Here is a 20,798-nt window from a genome sequence, read left to right as displayed (position 1 = left end):
TCGTTTGTCTTTTACCCTCTATCTATGGGTTAAATAGCAGTGATATTAATGCCGTAAACAAAGTTTGTGTGATAACCGTAAACTATTGTTTTCCTAATTATTTCTTGAATTCTGTATAAATTCATGAGCCATATAAGAGAATGCCAATAAAATGTCAATTGATATTGATTAATGACTTGTGGCAAATCTAATAAATTATTAAACATAATAAAATTTAAATCTTTCATCATTTTGATGACAATTTGATTAGCACTATTTGTAAATACATTCTTGTTACGTCTGACTGCATCTTGATATGATTCATAAAACAAGAGTTTACCAATACCTCTGCCTCGAAAATCTTTAAATACAAATAATGCTGCTATTTTATTCCAATGTTCATGAAAGTCATAATTTAAACAGGCTCCTAGCATTTTACCATCTTCATTTTCCGCAACTATGATGTGTTCTGCCGCCATCCATTCCGTTAAAGCATAACCCATAATATTAGGTGTTAGCTTGATTTCTCTAATCAGTAACTCTGCTTCTGATTGGGTAATTTTTCTTTTAACAATTTTGATCATAATATTAAAGTGCTTGAGAACTAGATTTTAAATATTATGTAAATAATATGTAAACAACAAATTACGCAGATTATACGGAATAAAACATTTGATATTAAAAGCTTCTTTAATAAATTAACCGTATTATATTGATTTTCAATTTCAGTGAAATCAAAATTGAGTTTGAATAAAACACCAATAGTCTCCGCCAAATTTTTCTGATATGCTAATAATCCCCAGAGAATCAACACGATTGCAGGAGTCATAAAGCCAAAAATACAAAATAATTGTGTCCAGAGATACGCACTATTTGACAATGTGCTTCTACTGAAAGTTGCATCAAAATAAATCAAAATTAAAATACCTAAAAGTAAGTTGATAGGGCGTTGGATTTTTTCATGGAAATCCCAGTATATTTGTTTTAATTCTTGAATGATTTCATTTTTATCAGCAACAGAAGTTGGAACAGATGCCTTTTTAATTTTATTGGTGACTTGAGTCAGATATTTGTGATATTTCTTGATTTTTATACTGAGCTTACTACAATCTTGGATAACAACGTGTATACTTAAACCAGATAATGGAATACCTATAATAATAAAGTTAATAAAAGAGTAAGGAAAATACCAAAGATAAGGTAGTAGGTATTGGTGAAAATATTCACGAGATGTGACTTGATTATTTCCCAACAGTTGATGTGGCCCATACCATAAATGATGGAAGAGCAACATTAATAAAAATACAAATCCTACAATGCAGGTAGTTCTCCGTCTCAAATAAAATTTTTTATCTAGAATCAATTGAATAGTTTCTTCACTAAATTCCGAACAAATCACATAAACTTCTAATGTTAATAAGAAACAGACACGTATACACTCAAGTATAGCTCCTATATTACTACTATTATATGCTTGATTCCAAGGTTTACTTTCAACAACAATATATGAAAAACCCAGTGAAATTAAACTGATGACAGCCAAAATAATTGCTATGGGAACTAGCAAACTATAGTTTAAAATTCTTACACTTTTAAATTCAGAAGTAGTATCTACAGGTTGTGGGAGTGTAGCTAGATTTTTTTCAACCCACTCTTGGTTAAAGACATTTTGATATATTTGGTTGCAAACTTTTAGCTTGCCTTGGTATTTGACTACTAAGCCAGATAAGCGTAATGCTATTTGTTCAGAATCATCACTAGCATCAATCTGACCATACTGTAATATTTGATTATAAACTTTTAGCCTATTATATGCTAGATGCTGATCAAAAAGTAAGCGATTTCTAATTGTTCTTAAATGCTCTGGATCATCGTAAAATTCCCAATTTTTAATTATATAATTTTGAACTAATGTATCGATATTAGGCTGGCTACTTTCTTGCTTTTCCACAATCAGCTTGCATAATTTCTGTGTGAGAAATGGTTGTCCACCAGTCCAAGATAATATCTCTTGTAAAACCTTTTCAGGCGCATCTACTTTTTGGGCTAATCCTTTAGTTAATGATGGCTTGGCTTCTTCTAGACTAAATCCAGATAACTCAATAGTCCTGCCGATATTAAAAGGTATTCCCTGTTTATCTTTCAAATCTGATGGTGTGACTACCCCTAAAAGACAAAATGTTAGTCCTTTATATTTGGGTTTGTCTGCGCGTTGATTATAACAAGCACGAATAAATTCTAAAAATTCATCTTTAGTTTCTCTATTGATTAAGTTATCAATTTCATCAATAAAAATAACAATATTTTGAGATGCTTCTGTCAACAATACCTTATCAATAAATTGGCTCAGTCGTTGCAATGGTGACAAAACTTGATGTTGTTGCCACCATTCATAAAATCTAGATACATCATCTAGAAAACCAGACCATAATTCAAAAGTAATACCTGCATAAAAACTCTCGGCAGTATGATCAGAACTGCCTATTGTTGTCATGTCAATTGACGTACAATTGATACCTTCCTCTTCCAGCTTTTTTCTGATTTGAACTCGCAAGCTAGATTTTCCCATTTGTCGGGAATTAAATACACAACAAAAATCTCCGTTTTTTAAGCTTGTATATAATTCTTCATCTGCTTGTCGCTTTACATAGCTGGGATGCTCTGGGGATAAACTACCACCAACTTTGTAATAATTGAAAGCTGACTTAAATGATGTGTCATAATTCATAAATTATAGATTTATATAAATTCAATCAGTAAGTTGGAATTTATTAATCTCCCAGGCGTTCTTGAAAATACTGTCGGTATAACTTACAGCGTGGTATGACTTGATTACTTTGCCATTTAATTAATCCCATGCTGTACAATTGATAGCCTAATATTGAGTCTAATGGTGCTGCGTCAATTGTGCTAATCACTTGCTTGAACGCTGCTGCTAGTTTTTCATTCTCTCGGAGAATTCCGAGGTGTCGGCGCAAATGTTGGCTATAAATTCCCGCGTCGCTAGGAGCATCTTGCAACAATTGTTGTAAACTTCCCCATTTTCCTGGAGATGATTGAGCGAGATGATAAAGTGCTAATCGCACTAGATAAGGATGTCCTCCTACCATAGCCATCAATTGCTGTACTAAATCATCATCCCCATCAAGTTGATGTCGCTGTGCTAAATCCTTGACTTGGGTGGGGGTAAACTCTGTCAACTCTATTGCTTCCCCAATATTAAACGGCGAATGATTGATATCTAATGGCCCATAATTTTCGGTGGAATGTACTACCATCAGTCGCAGTTGCTTCCAGATATTTCGGTTATTCGCTTCTTCGTGACAAGTTCGCAGTAGTCCAAAAAAGCCTTGAGAAACTTCAGGGTAACGAAAAACTCGGTCTACTTCATCACAAGCCAAGACTAAGGGGGTGTCTATTTGTGGAAATACATAGTCTTGCAAGTAAGTTTTACAGCTAATTTTACTACCGATGGGCTGCTTCCAAAAATCATTGATGCGATCGCCTATATTTAACTCTAGGCTGATATATGCACAAAACCAACGCAAAAACCTATCTAAGTTACTAAAGTTTACTTCATCTACATCTTGGAGGTTTAAGCGGACTGTGCGATAACCATAGTTACGTGCTTGCGCGAGAATTCTATCCAGTAGGGAAGTTTTACCCATTTGCCTTGGTGCTTTGATGCGGATGAGTGCAGCTGGTTGGGTAATGGTTTCATAGCAGAAAGACTCTATAGTGTAATGCAGAGATTCTAGGGAATAGCGTTCTATATAAAGAGGAGAATTAAGCGGGACTGGATCATGGGGAAGCTCTAGCCTGTTAATAGGTGGCAGTATTGGTAGTGATTGTCGCTTTTCTCTGGCGCGATTTAGTGCTTGACGGAAATTATTTTTACTCACAGGTTCGCCGATAATTTCTGTAAGTTTTTTCCATAATTTAGCCCCCACATCATTTTGAATATATGTATTAGCTAAATTTAATTCTCTGGCAATATCATCATATTTTTTCCCCTCCCAACTACCTTTTAATACCTGAACTTCTACATCAGTCAGATACTTTTGAGTAGATTCAAATACGATGGTATCAACTAATTTTTTAATCTCCCCCCAAGGAATTTTAGCTTTGGAGTCCATAGGTAATATATCAAGATAAATATGGATAATCTTACCGCAATTTGAAAGCAACAGATCCCCTATGTCTTTGAGATGTAGGGTATCTGAGTATCTGCCATGCACCTTTGCACCTTACTTTTCCCTACCTTGTTCTGATTTGAGGCTGAGAAAGTTCATATTCAATTCAAAATTTCCCTACTTTTTCGTGTTGGGATCTCAAATACTTTCAGACATAATAACAACAAGAAATCTAGGGATATTAAACAAGAAACTTAACAAGCGGAGAAATTACCCTTGCTTCTTCTTGGTTTAAACACCAATTAATATGAACTGAGAGACGATTTATGCTATTTGCATTATCAATTATTAAAAACGCCGTTCATGGTGGGGATGAAGACGAGGATGATGATCCAACCGTTCCACCCAGTTAACCACGTTAAAGGTTCGTAGTGAGGACTTTAGTCCTCAAATAAGTCAGAACTTACGCAGGTGTCACACTCAACCTATCTTGTAGGGTGCGTCAGATACCAAAAATCTGTTGAGAATAGCGAAAACCTCAAATCTGACGCACCTTACGAATGTGCCAGTTGCGTAAGTTCTATAAGTAACACAACTTGATCATGGGGTGCGTTACGGCAATTTATACTGTTGCTCATACTCAAATCATGACAATGCCGTAACACACCCTACTGAATATTTACTCTAGCCCTCAAATAAGTCAAATAAGGACTAAAGTCCTTACTACAAACTCAATTAAGAGTGTATCTTGCAATCTTTGTAATTTGAGATATTGACAGTTCTCATGGCATTCAGTTTCCAAATCTCTAATTCTGGTAACTTCCAACGGACTCTATTTAATTGCTGATCATGGGAGTAAGATTCCAGGAAATTCTGCCATGATGATATAGCGCCTTCTTGATTTCCCTCTGCTTCTTGGACTTGTGCTAATAAAGCATAAGCTGGAGCATAATCTATTTCTAATTCCAAAGATGTGAGTAAATGCTGTTTGGCTGGTGCATAACAATTTTGCTGAAAATATGCCCAACCTAGATTTTTATATAATGCGGCTTTAACGGTATTATCTTTTACCCTTGATAAAATTGGTTCAATCAGTTCTATAGCAGCAATATTATTTCCTTGGATAATTTCCAACCGAGCTAAATTATTCATCGCCGCATCTGCTGCTCGATTTTGATATTGCATGGCAATTTTATAATGTTCACAAGCCTGATGACGATTATCTAATTTTTCATAAGTTGCTCCTAAGTTGTAGTGAGCAGAAGCAAAATCTGGTTTTAATTCCACAGCCATTTTTAGATAGGATAATGCGGTATTAAAATCGCTATTGAGATAGTGTTGATATCCTATTTTATTAAGAGCTTTAGGCATTTGCTTTTTCTCCTGTTCATTGAAGTTAAACCGCAGTAGAAATTTGCTAAACTCTTCATTGATAGGTTGGTGCGTTGACAGCAATTGCAAGATAAATTCCGTCACGTTAGCATCATCAGTCTCTTCAGGTTCAGCTACAGTTACTTGATATGTAACTTGTGGATGATGCTCACTTAATAAGTCAGGTTTGTGTTTAGCGACGAGTGTCACTAGCTCTGAACGTTTATAGCGGCGACTGTCAGAATGTTCATTGTTCAGTCCAAATTCCTGACATATCCTCTCAATAAATTTTCTGACGCTAGCTTCGCCAATATTCATAGCGGCTGCGATGTCTGCATCTGTCTCGCCAGCCAGTATCCTGTGCAACACTTCTTTTCGTCTGCTTGTCAGTTTCTCAAATTTCACCTCGAATTGTTGTTGGTTCATGGGTTGTTTTTATTTTCTTCAGATTATAATCACATTTGTGACTATCTTAATAGAAGTTAATGTTCATCATCCTCTGTAATTGGGGGTATATGAATGAAAATTTGTTGTTGTAATCCTGACTAAGTAAGGGTTTTGGGTTTTATGTTGTTTAATTTAGGTCAGGGTGGCTAGTTTAAGCTTATTTTCCTTTAATTAAAAGTATTTACACGTATTTGTACTTGTATGTAATTGTATTACATATATCTACTCCTGGTTGACAGCGATAAAAAACAATGTCACATTTGTGATTACAGTCTGATGTCACAAATGGCAGCCTCTAAAAGTATTCTTTAGTTAAAGGAAAAGGAAGATGAAAATTATTTACTATCAAACTATTACTGGAATAATAACTGTTGTTCTTGTTAGTTTTGAATCATTGATGCTAACAGCAAATGCAAATAATCGAGTCCCCAACGGATCTTATTTAAATAGCTGCACTCATGCTTATATAGATCGAGCAGGTAATTTGAATGCAGTATGTAAAAATAGGAGAGGTTACTGGGTTGAAACTTACCTCAACAATCCCAGACGATGTATAGGTGGAATTAATAATATAAATGGTGATTTAGAATGTATAGAGGGTCCCAGAGGAAGCTATTTAGAATCCTGTGTGAATATTTATTCACATCAAAACACCCTATATGCAACTTGCAAGAACCAACGTCGTCGCTGGCAAAGTTCTCAATTAGTAAACTTCAATCTATGTATAGGAGATATTGCTAATTTTAATGGCAATTTAAGCTGTACTAAAAGATATTAATTAGCATTGCATAAATAAAGGGTAAGCATCCAAAACTTCAGCTTGTTCTCAGTTTTTATTTGGAGTTTTTGCAGTTATCCCTGTATTTATTTTCTCAATACCTTATTCTCAATGGCTGACAGAAAATTTTTAGCCTTAAAAATATATCAGGAATCTAGAAATGATCGTCATCAAAATAGAGAAATATGTATTTGAGAAAAACCACTATTATCAACTAAGTATTACTCGCATGGTTAACTCAATGATTAACACGAAGAAAGCACCGAAAATTTTGTTGACATTACTCACAGCTACTAGCTTATGGATTGTTGTAAATGTTTCTGTATTACTGCTAGGCAGTTCTTATTCAAGTTCTTTTGCACAAACTTTTGGCATTCGCAGGGCATGGCGTGTATTAAGTACTAGGGTAACAAAAGTTGATCTACAAGGAAAAGTAGAAAAAGTTCTTGCTTTAATTGCTACTGCTAGTGGTACTTATAAAGTCTATGTGGATTGTAAGCGAGGGAGAATAGACAAAAGAGAAGGCAAACCAATAAATATTTCAGAGCCAAATCTCATACATGATGTTTGTTATCAGGTGAGAACTAGGTAAAAATGTGTGCGATCGCCTTATCAAGACAAGTACAAATTTATTGATTATTGGAAAAAATTACAGCTACTTAGGAGTTAGTCATGCGTAAATTAAATTTTGTGAGTGCTTTAATGCTCACCTGTTTTGTCATTTCCTCTACACCAGCACAAGCCCAAACTCGTGTAGAAATTGCAGAATCATACGCTTACTTAGTTAATGCAAGTCGGGTTATTAGAGGTAGATCCCCTGTACCTCATAAACAATCAATAGCCTGGGCTAACAAGCGTAAAACTCGTGCGGTTAAGGATGCAATGCTACATGAAATTAGAGTTTCTCAGAATTATTTTTCATCAGCTAGCAGTAACAACGCTTGTCAAGCTTACGCCTATTTAAAAAATACACGTTTCAGGTTATTTGAAGGTCGCTCAGAAAATCATTCCAGCCTAGTAAATACCTGTTTAAATATGGATGAACCTAAATACAAGCAAGAGGTTGACAAAGACTTATCTGATCTTTTTGGTTCACTGAGATAAGCAGTAAAAATTAGGTGATTGCTCTCATAATAGGTAAGTATTTTGAGGTGCGATCGCTTTTTGTAATAAGCACACATTTATGGATGCTTTGAAAGCAATTTACAACTAATCAGGAGTTAGTCATGCGTAAGTTTAATGTTGTGAGTGCTTTAATGCTCACCTATACCTATTTTGTAATTTCCTCTAACCCAGCACAAGCCCAAACTCGTGTAGAAATTGCAGAATCATATGCTTATTTAGTCAATGCAGGTAAGGCTATTAGAGGTGAATCTATTGTAGATCCGCAGGAATCAATAAATTGGGCTAATAGCCATACTACTCGTGATGTGAAGGATGCAATGCTGCAAGAAATTCAGAATGCCCAAGATTATTTTTTCTCAGCTAGTAGTGATAATGCTTGTCAAGCTTATGCCTATTTAAAAAATACACGTTTTAGGTTATTTGAAGGTCGATCAGAAGAGCATTATAGCCTGATAAACAAATGTTTAAATATGGATGAACCTACATACAAACAAGAGATCGGAAAAGATTTATCTGATCTTTTTGGTTCACTGAGATAATCGTTAATTTTTTAATGAACTAAGATGCGATCGCTCTTAGCAACCAGAAATCATTCGCTAAGAAATTAGGAAGAAGTTAGATCCCCGACTTCTCAAAGAAGTCGGGGATCTGGACACTGCGAATTTATACAGGTTATTTGGGACAAGTTTTCAAATACCCTCTTGGGCTGCCATGAAACGTTAATTGTCAAAATAAATAAACAACCTTATGGCTACTTTGCCTTCCGACTCCTTATTTAAGGATCAATGGTATCTATACAACTACGATCAATCCACTGGTGTTCTTGGTGTTGATCTCAACGTAGTTAATGTTTGGGATGACTATACAGGGCGTGGTGTTGTTGTCGGTGTGATTGATGATGGGTTTGATTACAACCACGAAGATTTGAATGATAATTACGATACATTTCAAGACTACGATTATGACGATAACGATAAAGATCCCTTCGGAACTTCTGGCAACGCACATGGTACTGCTGTAGCAGGTATCATTGCTGCTGAAAGAAATGGTAATGGTGTGGTAGGAGTGGCTTATGGTGCAAAGATTACAGGGTTTCGAGCTATTTCTATTCTCGTTGATTCCGACAGTAACGCTAATAAATTCATGAGTGCGGTTACTAATGCTTTGCATAACTTCGTCAATGTTGATGTTGTCAATAATAGTTGGGGGTTTGGAGGGCTAGGTAATCATCGCTATAACCGCTTTTACGATAATTTTTATACTTTTCCCCAAGCAGGACAAGCTATCCAAAATGCTGTTGCCAATGGACGTAATGGACGAGGAACAGCGATAGTATTTTCAGCCGGAAACAGCCGTAACACAGGAGATAATACCAACTATCACAACTTTCAAAACTCCCGACACGTAATTACAGTCGCTGCTGTTAAGAAGGATGGAAACATCACATCCTATAGTACCCCTGGTGCTTCTATTCTTGTTTCTGCTTTTGGCAGCGAACCTTCTAGCATTGTTACCACTGATCGCACAGGAACTGCTGGCTATAGTTTTGGAGATTATACTAACAATTTTGATGGTACTTCAGCTGCTGCTCCGATGGTATCTGGGGTAGTGGCTTTAATGTTGGAAGCAAACCCCAATTTGGGCTATCGAGATATTCAAGAAATTCTCGCCTATTCTGCCCGTAAAACAGGTTCTAGCTCCAGTTACAACAATAATGGAGCTAAGAACTGGAATAATAAAGGTTTACACGTCAGTGATGACTATGGATTTGGCTTGGTTGATGCTCATGCTGCCGTCCGTTTGGCAGAAACTTGGCAAAAACAGAGCCGATTTAACAATGAACAGTCTTATTCTTATGCTTCAGGCAATGTAGGCTTGCCCATTACAGATAATAGTGAGATTAGTTATACTTTTATCCTAGCTGCTAGTTTAGATATTGATTGGGTGGAAGTAGAACTCAATATAACTCATCCCCATCGAGGCGATTTAATTGTTGAACTTATCTCCCCCAGTAAAAAAATTACAAGCACTTTAGTTAGATATCCAGATGCTGGAGATAATATCAATTTTAGGTTTTCAAGTTCACAATTTTGGGGAGAAAACAGTGCTGGCGATTGGATACTCAAAATACGTGATTCACAGCTTACAAACACTGGGATGTTCAACAGTTGGAAATTAAATATATACGGGGATGCAGATACAGCTGATGACACTTATTTCTACACTAATGAGTATGATGGTATTAATGACTCCAATACACTGACTGATACTTCGGGTATTGATACCATTAACGCTGCGGCTGTTAACTACTCATACCTCAACCTCAATCCAGGTTCTACAAGTAATCTGAATGGGTATGCCTTAATTATCAGTGCAGGAACTACCATCGAAAAAGCCTTTACTGGGGATGGTAACGACACAATTATCGGTAATAGTGCTGCTAATTTTCTGTCTGGTGGTAGGGGTGATGACATTCTCAATGGTGACGCAGGGAACGATACCATCTATGGTGATAATGGCAACGATAGCATTGATGGTGGATCTGGAGGCGATTACATTCATGGTGGCAATGGTGATGACACCATTTTAGGAGGTGCTGGAACTTTTACGGATCTCCTATACGGCGATGATGGCAATGACTATATTGATGGCGGTGCGGGAGATGACCAAGATGCAAATCGCGGTGAAGGGTTAAAAGGCGGTGCTGGAGATGACATCATCTTAGGTGGTGATGGTAACGATGCCGTTCATGGACAAGATGGCAACGATATCCTCTTAGGAGGAACAGGCAATGACCTCTTAACAGGTGGTGGTGGTGTTAACACCCTTTTAGGAGGAACAGGAAATGACCTCTATTACCTGGTTTATCTCGATCCCAACAATCCAGTAGTCAATGACTCTGGAAGCATCATTCAAGATGAATCTGGCATAGATACCTTAACACTGCAACAGTTACCTACAAACCCTCAACTCAACATTAGTAACTTCCCACTCAGTATATCTAACCTTGCCAGGGTTGGAACTGCCTTAGTAATTGACCTGAACAAAGACAACAAATTCATCTTTGCTCAAGATGTCACTCTCCTCAACTTTTTCGGCACAGGCAATACTAAAGGAACTGGCTTTATTGAATACATTGCTGGTTTGGATAGTACCAGTTTTTTAAGTTTAGTTGGTAACAGTCCTAAGACTGGAACTACAGGAGACGATCGCGATCAATCTGCAATCAAGGGTACAGCAGGTAATGACTATCTTGGTGGACAGACAGGAAAGGATCAGATTTATGGCTATGCAGGTAATGACATTCTCGTAGCCAAAGGTGGAAAGGATGAACTCTACGGTGGTACAGGAGATGATTTATATCTCGTCTCAGCAGCCGATGGGTTTGCAACTATCATTCAAGATGATGGCGGATATGATGCTCTCAATATCAAAGATGTAATTATTTCCCTATCTGAACTTCAAAGCGGAAAAGTGGGACTTTACAGATGGGATGATAACAACCTATTAATCGACCTCAATAAAGATGGTTATGCCACACGTTCCAATGACTTATTTATTAACTTCTTTTTTGACCCCACAGCCACTGGAGCTACAGCTGGTGTAGGCTTCATTGAGCAATTAGGCAATGTATCTGGCTATGACGTTCTGAATCTATTTAACGCCTTGCCCAGAGGTGGAAGACCTGACGAAACTATTAATTTTATTCCCAGTGCTGGTTTAGGCAACGATACATATATCGGCACAAGTGGCAATGACCTCATTTACGGCGGCGATGGCAATGACATTCTCGACGGTGGAGCAGGACGAGATCAACTGCAAGGTGATAACGGTAATGACACTATCTATGGAGGAGATGGAGATGATCGCCGTCCAGACTTCACTGCTGGATTAAGAGGTGGAGCCGGCAATGATTTGATTTATGGTGGCTATGGTGATGACATCATTGATGGACAGGATGATGTTGACATTATCTATGGCGACGAAGGTGATGACATTATCTTTGGCGGTTCTGGGAATGACAAAGTTCTCGACCCCAACGGAGATTATGCCGCCTTAAAAGGTGGTGGAGGTTACGACACCATCTATGGTGGTTTTGGTGATGACATCATTGATGGTGGCGACGGTGATGACAGACTGTACGGAGATGAGCTAAATCAAGATATTCTCAATCAAACTCAGGGTGGTAACGATGTTATCTCTGGAGGGGCTGGAGACGACTATATTGATCTAGGTTACGGTGATGACACAGCCTGGGGTGGAGATGGCAACGACACACTCTATGGTGCGGCTGGTGTAGATCGGATACTTGGTGATGCTGGTGATGATTTCATTGATGGGGGTGCTGGAAACGACAAATTCGATCCCAACGGAGATTATGTCGCCCTTAAAGGAGGTGCAGGCAATGACACTATCTATGGCAGTTTTGGTGATGATGCCATAGATGGACAGGATGGTGATGATAAGCTTTACGGAGATGATAAAGATTTTCCTGGGCGGAATATAACTGAAGGTGGCAATGATGACATTTTTGGAGGCGCAGGAAATGACTATATCGATGCAGGCTATGGTAATGATCAAGTCTGGGCGGGAGATGGCAATGATACCTTAATTGGCGGGGCTGGTAATGATACCCTTGATGGTGGTTTAGGAATTGATACTGCCTCTTACCAAAGTGCCACAGCGGCTGTCAACGTCAACCTCTCCATAGGTACAGCAGCTGATGGACAAGGAGGTACAGACACCCTAATCAGTATTGAGCGAGTGATTGGTTCTAATTTTAATGACACTTTAATTGGTGGCACTGGTGATGAAACCTTAGAAGGTGGCAATGGCAATGATAGCCTCAATGGCGGTGATGGTAATGATACCCTAATTGGCGAGGGTGGTTACGACACCTTAATTGGTGGGGCTGGTAATGATACGCTCAATGGTAGGTCTGGTAACGATACCGTTTCTTATCGAAGTGCCACCGCCGCAGTTAATGTCAACCTCTCCACAGGTATAGCCACTGACGGACAAGGAGGTACAGACACCCTAATCAGTATTGAGCGAGTGATTGGTTCTAATTTCAATGACACCTTAATTGGTGGTTCTGGTGATGAAACCTTAGAAGGTGGCAATGGCAATGATAGCCTCAATGGTGGTGATGGTAATGATACCCTAATTGGTGAGGGTGGTTATGACACCTTAATTGGCGGGGCTGGTAATGATACGCTCAATGGTAGGTCTGGTAATGATACCGTTTCTTATCAAAGTGCCGCTGCCGCAGTTAATGTCAACCTCTTCACGGGTATAGCCACTGATGGATTAGGAGGTACAGACACCCTAATCAGTATTGAGCGAGTGATTGGTTCTAATTTCAATGACACCTTAATTGGTGGTTCTGGTGATGATACCCTTAATGGCGGTTTCGGGGCAGATTCGCTCAATGGTGGTACTGGTAATGACAGCCTTTATTTAGGCCTAAATGATAATGCAGCGGATATCGTTAACTATGCCTCTGGTCATGGAACAGATACTATTTATCAGTTTGTGCGTGGTGTCGGTGGTGATCAATTACAATTCACAGGTATCGCTAACATTGATTTAGTGAAATCAGGAACAAGTACACAACTAAGAATCGGTGATGGTCTGGCTGGTAATACAGGCTTTGGAACAGGTCAATTATTAGCCACCATATCAGGTACATCTGGCTTTATTAGCAGTGATGTGAATGTTAATTTATTCGGAGCTAATTTCCTATTTACCTAATAAAATCTAATCAGTTACTTCACATCAAAAAACCTTAAGATATCGCCCTCCGTTATCTATTGATTTGGAGGGCGATGTCTACGACGGGCAAAGCCTACGCTTTGGTAAAATACCATCAATTCGCCTTGTTCAAGCCAAAGGAATGACCAGATTCATCCATGACCAATTCTCCAAAGACTACCTAGAAGAACTACTAAAACCATTCGGAACAGTCCAAGCACCAAGTAGAGTCGCAGCAGAAGTCAAAGAAATAGACGTATTATTCACACCAATTCCGACACAAACAACCAACTTAAACACCTTGGGAATATTAGGTAGAATGGCCACAACACCAGCCATATTTGAACCATTCCGCAACCCCGCATCAGTAGACGAAATTAGCGATTGTATCTCTAAATTATCAGAAGTAAAGAGCGCAATCCAACGAGAAGCAAAGCGTAATAAAATTAAAATACTAGACACAGAAATTCCCCAACTGTGGATACTCACACCCAGCGCATCAGAAAACATCATATCCGGTTATGGAGGAGAGCCGAAATTAGATTGGGTCAAAGGAATATACTTTTTACCCCAGCATTTCCGCACAGCCATAGTTACAATTCATCAGTTAGCATCGATTCCCGAAACACTATGGCTGAGAATACTAGGACGTGGTAAAGTACAGCAGCAAGCGATTGACGAATTAGCCGCACTCCCAAGCATTCACCCATTCAAAAGAGTGACGCTAGAATTACTTTATAGTCTGCAACAAAATTTGCGAATTAATCAAAATATCGAAACAGAAGATAGGGAGTTAGTGATGAGATTAGCACCATTGTACCAGGAAGACAGAGAGCGCGCTAGACAGGAAGGTTTACAACAAGGAGAACAACAGTTAATTCTACGGCAGTTACATCGAAGACTGGGAAACATCGATTCCTCGCTCATTGAACAAATTCAACAGTTATCAATAGAGCAGTTAGAAATATTAGGGGAAGAATTACTAGATTTTGCCGCAGTTGCAGATTTAGAAGTTTGGTTAAGCCAACAACAAAACACCACAAATCAATAAATTTAATCATAATTAATATGAGCGATAGCCCTCCGTTATCTATTGATTTGGCAGGCGATGTCTACGACGGGCAAAGCCTACGCCATTTGGTAAAATACCATCAATTATCCTTGCCCAAGCCAAAGGAATGACCAGATTCATCCATGACCAATTTTCCAAAGACTACCTAGAAGAACTACTCAAACCATTCGGAATAGTCCAAGCACCAAGTCGAGTCGCAGCAGAAGTCAAAGAAATAGACGTATTATTCACACCAATTCCCACACAAACAACCAACTTAAACACCTTGGGAATATTAGGCTCAATGGCCACAACCCCAGCCATATTTGAACCATTCCGCAACCCCACATCCATCGAAGAAATTAAAGATTGTCTATCAAAATCATTAGAAGTAAACAAGGCAATTCAGCGAGAAGCAAATCGCAACAAAAGCAAAATATCAGACTCAGAAATTCCCCAACAATGGATACTCACACTCACCGCATCAGAAACAATCATTGCTGGTTTTGGTGGAGTTCTCAAATCAGATTGGGTAGAGGGAGTGTACTTTTTACCTGAATATTTCCGCACAGCCATAGTTGTAATTCATCAGTTACCATCTATTCCCGAAACACTATGGTTGAGAATCCTGGGACGTGGGAAAGTGCAGCAACGCGCAATTGATGAATTAACAGCACTACCAGCAAATCACCCATTCCAAAGAGTGACGCTAGAATTACTTTATAGCCTGCAACAAAATTTGCGAATCAACCAGAATATCGAAACAGAAGACCGGGAGTTAGTGATGAGATTAGCACCACTGTATCAGGAAGACAGAGAACGCGCCAGACAAGAAGGTTTACAACAAGGCTTACAGCAAGGTGTACAGCAAGGTTTGCAACAAGGAGAACAACAGTTAATTGTGCGCCAATTAAATCGAAGACTGGGAAACATCGATTCATCTCTCATCGAGCAAATTCAACAATTATCTATTGAACAATTAGAATCTCTGGGAGAAGCATTATTAGATTTTGCCACAGTCGCAGATTTAGAACTCTGGTTAAGACAAAAACAAAACACTACCAATCAATAAATTTAATCATAATTAATATGAGCGATCGCCCGCCGTATCTATTGATTTGACGGGCGATGTCTACGACGGGCAAAGCCTACGCTCTGGTAAAATACCATCAAATATCCTTGCCCAATCCAAAGGAATGACCAGATTCATCCATGACCAATTCTCCAAAGACTACCTAGAAGAACTACTAAAACCATTCGGAACAGTCCAAGCACCAAGTAGAGTAGCAGCAGAAGTCAAAGAAATAGACGTATTATTCACACCAATTCCCACACAAACAGCCAACTTAAACACCTTGGGAATATTAGGCTCAATGGCCACAACACCAGCCATATTTGAACCATTCCGCAACCCCGCATCAGTAGACGAAATTGGCGATTGTATCTCTAAGTTATTAGAAATCAAGAGTGCAATGCAGCGAGAAGCAAAGCGCAATCAAATTAAAATACTAGAAGCAGAAATTCCCCAACTGTGGATACTCACACCTACCGCCTCCGAAAATACCATTTCAGGGTATGGTGGGCAACTAAAATCAGATTGGGGAGATGGAGTGTACTTTTTACCCAAGTATTTCCGCACAGCCATAGTTGTAATTCATCAGTTACCATCTATTCCCGAAACACTATGGCTAAGAATACTAGGACGTGGGAGAGTACAGCAACAAGCAATTGATGAATTAGCAGCACTGCCAGCCAATCATCCCTTTGTGAGAGTGACGCTAGAATTACTCTATAACCTACAACAAAACTTGAGAATCAATCAAAATATCGAAACAGAAGATAGGGAGTTAGTGATGAGATTAGCACCATTGTATCAGGAAGACAGAGAACGAGCTAGACAAGAAGGTGTACAACAAGGCTTACAACAAGGTTTACAACAAGGTTTACAACAAGGAGAACAACAGCTAATTCTGCGCCAGTTAAATCGACGCTTGGGAAATATCGATTTATCTATGGTCGAACAGGTTCAAAGATTGTCTACTGAGCAGTTAGAAGCATTAGGAGAAGCATTGTTAGATTTCTCCACAGTAGCGGATTTAGAAGTTTGGTTAAGCCAAGAACAAGACACAACAAATCAGTAAATTGATGCCAAATTAATCTTGATTACAGGGATTAAATTCATGAGCGATCGCCTACACCTCATTCTCAGCGATCGCTCTCATGATTGTGTTAACCCAATCCTAATTCTCGCTTCAGCAAGTTAATGGAATTTGTACCGATGTAATTCTCCACTTTAATCAGTTTGGGTGGACGAATGATATCATCGGCAGCAGCTTGTAGAGTAGCTTGCACTATGGCAAAACTAGCTTGATCACTAATAATCACCTCTGCTCGCTTGACAATGGCCTGCAATTTATATGTATCTTTTGGTTGAGTAGTCATTACCAGTAAGTCGTCACCGCGTAAGCCGTGGAGAATGACTTCTGCTTGGTGGTTAATTCCAGAACTGAGGCTAACTATACCTACGCAGTTATCTTTTGGCAGGGTTTTCAGGAGGTTGATTTCTCTGGTGTAGTCGTAGATATCTACAGGAATTACTCGCACAGCCTTGGGAGCGGCGATCGCTTCTACGTCATTGATAAAATAGCGACTGGTAACTACTGTCGCTGAGGTAGTTTTATCGAGTACCGCCGCTAGTTCTTGGATTGTTACTAGCTGCACTGGTATTTGTAGGGCTTCTTCCAGTTCATAAACCATTAACTCACCTACACCCATATCTTGAGAGGGAACCGCCACTAATACCCGCGCACTACAACGTAAACGCCAGTCAATTTCTGCTAGAAATATTTCCCGTGCTTGATGGAGTGTGCATCCTTGGCTGAGTAGTTCATCCAGGGCTTGCTGCAAAACTTTCGCTGCTTCGGGATACTGTTGCAATATCGGTGATTGCAGCCTGCTACCACCTTCATGTCCTTGGGCGCGGACATAAATTCCGGAACCAGCTAGACTCTCTACAAAACCGTCTTCTTCTAGCTGACGATAAACTTTACTGATGGTATTGCGGTGTAATCCCGTTTGCATCGCCAATGCCCTGGTGCTGGGTAATTTGTATCCGGGTGGATATTGCCGGGAAGCGATCGCAAAGCGAATTTGGTTAAATAGCTGGGTTGATGCGGGAATTTCACTGTCTGGCTGAATACGGAATTGAATCATCACCCAACCTCCCAAGTAGGCAATTCAAAATTCAAAATGAAGAAACTGGATATTGATAGTCGATAATTTGATTGGAAATAACCTAGACATACTGGCATAGTTATATCAAATAATCACAGAGCTTCAGCACATAGCACGGGTAAAAATTATTATGACTGAGCTAGTATTAGACACTAAAACCGTGAAGATTCCCCATGATAGCTTGCAAATAACTGCTTATTTAGCACAGCCACAAGCACCGGGTTCTTACCCAGGGGTGGTGGTTTTACAAGAAATTTTTGGTGTGAATGAGCATATTCGGGACGTGACAGAACGGATTGCCAAGTTGGGATATGTAGCGATCGCCCCAGCATTGTTTCAACGTGTCGCCCCTGGTTTTGAAACAGGCTATACCCCTGAAGATATTGAAATCGGCAGAAAATACGCCTGGGAACAAACTCAAGTATCCCAGTTACTCGGTGATATTCAAGCAGCCATCGACTATCTCAAAACCCTCCCCCAAGTCAAACCAGATGGTTTTGGCTGCATCGGCTTTTGTTTTGGTGGTCATGTAGCATATCTTGCTGCCACTCTCCCAGATATTACAGCTACAGCTTCCTTCTACGGCGCTGGAATTCCCACACGCACACCCGGTAATGGCAATCCCAGTATCACCCGTACCCCAGATATTAAAGGCACAATTTATGTGTTTTTTGGCACGGCAGATGCAAGCATTCCCTCAGATCATGTCAATCAGATTACAACAGAGTTAGAAAAATACAACATTTACCATCGTATGTTCCGCTACGATGGAGCTGACCACGGATTTTTCTGTGACCGTCGTGCCAGTTATCATCCCGCAGCTGCGGCTGATGCTTGGGAGCAAGTTAAGCAACTGTTCGGCACTGTGCTAACTGCATAGGAAATGCCAAGGTTACAGACTTTAATCAAACTCCAGTGGTATCCCATAAAATAACAATAATTTCCTGTTAATTGTCATGAATTCCGAATCGAAACTTTCTCAAAAAGCCAACTCGTCTTTTACAATGGACGATTTTGCCAAAGCATTAGAAAAACACGACTACCAATTTCAAAAGGGACAAGTTGTTTACGGCAAAGTGTTTCAACTTGATCCGGATGGAGCTTATGTTGACATTGGTGGCAAGTCGTCGGCTTATATTCCTCGTGATGAGGCTTCTTTGAGAACTGTTACCGATTTATCGGAGGTGTTGCCTTTACACGAGGAGTTAGAGTTTTTGATTATCCGCGAGCAGGATGCAGAGGGTCAAGTCACTCTTTCGCGTCGGCAATTAGAAATTCAGCATATTTGGGACAAACTGGCACAGATGCAAGAAAATAGCCAGACGGTGGAAGTGAGGGTGACAGGTGTCAATAAAGGTGGTGTGACTGTCGATTTGCAATCATTGCGGGGATTTATCCCGCGATCGCACTTGGCAGAGCGTGATAACTTAGAAGCACTCAAAGGTAAAAATCTCACAGTTGCACTTTTGGAAGTAGACCGTAACAATAAAAAATTGATCCTGTCCCAGCGTTTAGCAACTCGTTCTAGTAACTTAAACCTGTTAGAAATTGGTCAGTTAGTAGAAGGTAAAGTGACTGGGATCAAACCTTTTGGTGTGTTTGTTGATATCGATGGCATCAGTGCTTTGCTACACATCAAGCAAATTAGTCAAAAATTCATTGACTCTATCGAAAAAGTCTTTCAAGTCGGGCAACAAATTAAAGCTGTGATTATTGACTTGGATGAAGGTAAAGGTAGGGTAGCGATTTCGACGCGAGTTTTAGAAAACTTCCCCGGCGAAATCCTCGAAAATTTAGAGGAAGTCATGTCTTCAGCTGAAGCACGCGCTCATCGAGTTGCTAATAAGATGACGGAGGGATAAGGCAGGAGGGACTGGGGACTGGGGATTAGGTTTTTACTCAGCATCGGCTCAAGCCCCGAAGCAAGCTAACAGCATTCAATTTAAACTTCCGACTTCCAGAAAAAAGCTGTAGAGGTTGATAGTTTACTATATTGTTGATAGCGATCGCGCCCGGCAATTTTGGCTTGATATAATGCCCGATCGGCCTCATCAATAATTTCTTGAAAATCAGAGTTGGGCTGTGGAACGGCGGTAGCTACACCAGCACTCAAGGTGACATAATCACTAATCTGAGAACCATAATGAGGAATTAACAGTCCCCTCACCGATTCACAAATTGTTGTAGCGATATGAACAGCGCCTTCAGCATCGGTTCTGGGCAGAATCACGGCGAACTCTTCGCCACCGTAACGTGCCACTAAATCAGCAGGACGCTTGGCACTGTCTTGAATGGCTTTAGCAACTAATTGCAAACAGCGATCGCCTGCACGATGGCCATAGGTATCATTGTAAGCTTTGAAGAAATCCACATCACAGAGGATGAGAGACAAGGGTAGTTGCTCTCTGGCCATACACTGCCATTCTTGGGAACAATACTCTTCAAACCTGCGGCGGTTAGCTACTTGCGTTAACTCATCAATTGTTACTAATCGCTGCAATTCTCGGTTAGCTGCTTCTAGTTTTTGTTGCAGGTGAGATTGTTGAATCAAGCGTCTCACCCGTTGACGCAAAACAGCCCAGTGAATGGGTTTGGTGACATAATCAATGGCACCAACTTCAAATGCACGGTCAACAGATTCTTGATCCTCCAATCCTGTAATCATTAACACTGGTGTATATTTGCTATTATCTAGTTCTTGCAAACGAGTACAGCACTCAAAGCCATCCATATCTGGCATAATCGCGTCGAGCAGGACGATATCTGGTTTTAATTGCTTAAACACAGTCAAAGCTTCTCTGCCGTCTTGTGCTTCGACTGTTCTATAGCCCTCACATTGTAGAGATAGGCGCAGCTGTGCGCGAATAAACGGTTCATCATCAACAATGAGAATTAAGGATTGGTCTTCTAGAAAATGATTTTTCAT

Annotated in this window: 16 protein-coding genes; 10 read left to right on the top strand and 6 right to left on the bottom strand. The window is 39.6% G+C overall.

Features of this window, described 5'->3' with window-relative positions; all coding sequences use genetic code 11:
* Positions 1 to 29: 29 nt before the first annotated feature.
* From NOS7524_RS14705 to NOS7524_RS14690, 4 genes are all read right to left on the bottom strand, one after another.
* Positions 30 to 563 (bottom strand): GNAT family N-acetyltransferase, encoded by a 534-nt coding sequence (locus tag NOS7524_RS14705; protein WP_015139266.1) that lies wholly within the window; start codon positions 561 to 563, stop codon positions 30 to 32.
* 20 nt (positions 564 to 583) lie between these two features.
* On the bottom strand, positions 584 to 2,707 hold the full coding sequence (locus NOS7524_RS27845; RefSeq protein ID WP_015139265.1) for an AAA-like domain-containing protein: 2,124 nt from the start codon (positions 2,705 to 2,707) through the stop codon (positions 584 to 586).
* Positions 2,708 to 2,750: 43 nt separating this feature from the next.
* Positions 2,751 to 4,115, bottom strand: a complete 1,365-nt coding sequence (locus tag NOS7524_RS14695; RefSeq protein ID WP_015139264.1) for an AAA-like domain-containing protein — start codon at positions 4,113 to 4,115, stop codon at positions 2,751 to 2,753.
* A gap of 732 nt (positions 4,116 to 4,847) precedes the next feature.
* Positions 4,848 to 5,909: a LuxR C-terminal-related transcriptional regulator gene (locus tag NOS7524_RS14690; protein WP_015139263.1), complete on the bottom strand. Its 1,062-nt coding sequence runs from the start codon at positions 5,907 to 5,909 to the stop codon at positions 4,848 to 4,850.
* A 349-nt stretch (positions 5,910 to 6,258) separates the two neighbouring features.
* Here NOS7524_RS14690 and NOS7524_RS14685 point away from each other — a divergent pair, with 349 nt between their 5' ends.
* The 8 genes from NOS7524_RS14685 (at position 6,259) to NOS7524_RS14650 (ending at position 16,779) form a co-directional block, all read left to right on the top strand.
* Positions 6,259 to 6,708, top strand: a complete 450-nt coding sequence (locus tag NOS7524_RS14685; protein ID WP_015139262.1) for a CVNH domain-containing protein — start codon at positions 6,259 to 6,261, stop codon at positions 6,706 to 6,708.
* Positions 6,709 to 6,868: 160 nt separating this feature from the next.
* Positions 6,869 to 7,300: a hypothetical protein gene (locus NOS7524_RS14680; RefSeq protein WP_015139261.1), complete on the top strand. Its 432-nt coding sequence runs from the start codon at positions 6,869 to 6,871 to the stop codon at positions 7,298 to 7,300.
* A gap of 80 nt (positions 7,301 to 7,380) precedes the next feature.
* Positions 7,381 to 7,812: a hypothetical protein gene (locus NOS7524_RS14675; RefSeq protein WP_015139260.1), complete on the top strand. Its 432-nt coding sequence runs from the start codon at positions 7,381 to 7,383 to the stop codon at positions 7,810 to 7,812.
* A 122-nt stretch (positions 7,813 to 7,934) separates the two neighbouring features.
* On the top strand, positions 7,935 to 8,372 hold the full coding sequence (locus tag NOS7524_RS14670) for a hypothetical protein (protein ID WP_015139259.1): 438 nt from the start codon (positions 7,935 to 7,937) through the stop codon (positions 8,370 to 8,372).
* Between the two features lie 208 nt (positions 8,373 to 8,580).
* Entirely contained in the window at positions 8,581 to 13,587 is a 5,007-nt protein-coding gene (locus NOS7524_RS30985) for a S8 family serine peptidase (RefSeq protein ID WP_015139258.1), read from the top strand.
* 142 nt (positions 13,588 to 13,729) lie between these two features.
* On the top strand, positions 13,730 to 14,638 hold the full coding sequence (locus tag NOS7524_RS14660; protein WP_015139257.1) for a DUF4351 domain-containing protein: 909 nt from the start codon (positions 13,730 to 13,732) through the stop codon (positions 14,636 to 14,638).
* A 127-nt stretch (positions 14,639 to 14,765) separates the two neighbouring features.
* Complete coding sequence (locus tag NOS7524_RS14655) at positions 14,766 to 15,710, top strand: DUF4351 domain-containing protein (RefSeq protein WP_015139256.1); 945 nt, start codon at positions 14,766 to 14,768, stop codon at positions 15,708 to 15,710.
* Positions 15,711 to 15,834: 124 nt separating this feature from the next.
* A complete protein-coding gene (locus tag NOS7524_RS14650; RefSeq protein WP_015139255.1) occupies positions 15,835 to 16,779 on the top strand; it encodes a DUF4351 domain-containing protein in 945 nt (314 codons plus the stop codon).
* A gap of 88 nt (positions 16,780 to 16,867) precedes the next feature.
* On the opposite strand, the gene NOS7524_RS14645 is transcribed toward NOS7524_RS14650, so the two are convergent.
* Positions 16,868 to 17,851, bottom strand: coding sequence for a GntR family transcriptional regulator (locus tag NOS7524_RS14645; protein WP_015139254.1), 984 nt, complete (start codon positions 17,849 to 17,851; stop codon positions 16,868 to 16,870).
* A gap of 151 nt (positions 17,852 to 18,002) precedes the next feature.
* Here NOS7524_RS14645 and NOS7524_RS14640 point away from each other — a divergent pair, with 151 nt between their 5' ends.
* Together NOS7524_RS14640 and NOS7524_RS14635 are read left to right on the top strand one after the other, a co-directional pair.
* Entirely contained in the window at positions 18,003 to 18,752 is a 750-nt protein-coding gene (locus NOS7524_RS14640; protein WP_015139253.1) for a dienelactone hydrolase family protein, read from the top strand.
* A 76-nt stretch (positions 18,753 to 18,828) separates the two neighbouring features.
* Entirely contained in the window at positions 18,829 to 19,734 is a 906-nt protein-coding gene (locus NOS7524_RS14635) for a S1 RNA-binding domain-containing protein (protein ID WP_015139252.1), read from the top strand.
* An 80-nt stretch (positions 19,735 to 19,814) separates the two neighbouring features.
* Here the strand turns inward: NOS7524_RS14635 and NOS7524_RS14630 are convergent, their stop codons facing one another.
* Positions 19,815 to 20,798, bottom strand: a complete 984-nt coding sequence (locus tag NOS7524_RS14630) for a response regulator (RefSeq protein ID WP_015139251.1) — start codon at positions 20,796 to 20,798, stop codon at positions 19,815 to 19,817.

This window comes from Nostoc sp. PCC 7524 (assembly GCF_000316645.1).
GTDB lineage: Bacteria > Cyanobacteriota > Cyanobacteriia > Cyanobacteriales > Nostocaceae > Trichormus.
The sequence above is the reverse complement of the archived record's forward strand: the minus strand, read 5'-3'. Positions and strand labels throughout refer to the sequence as shown.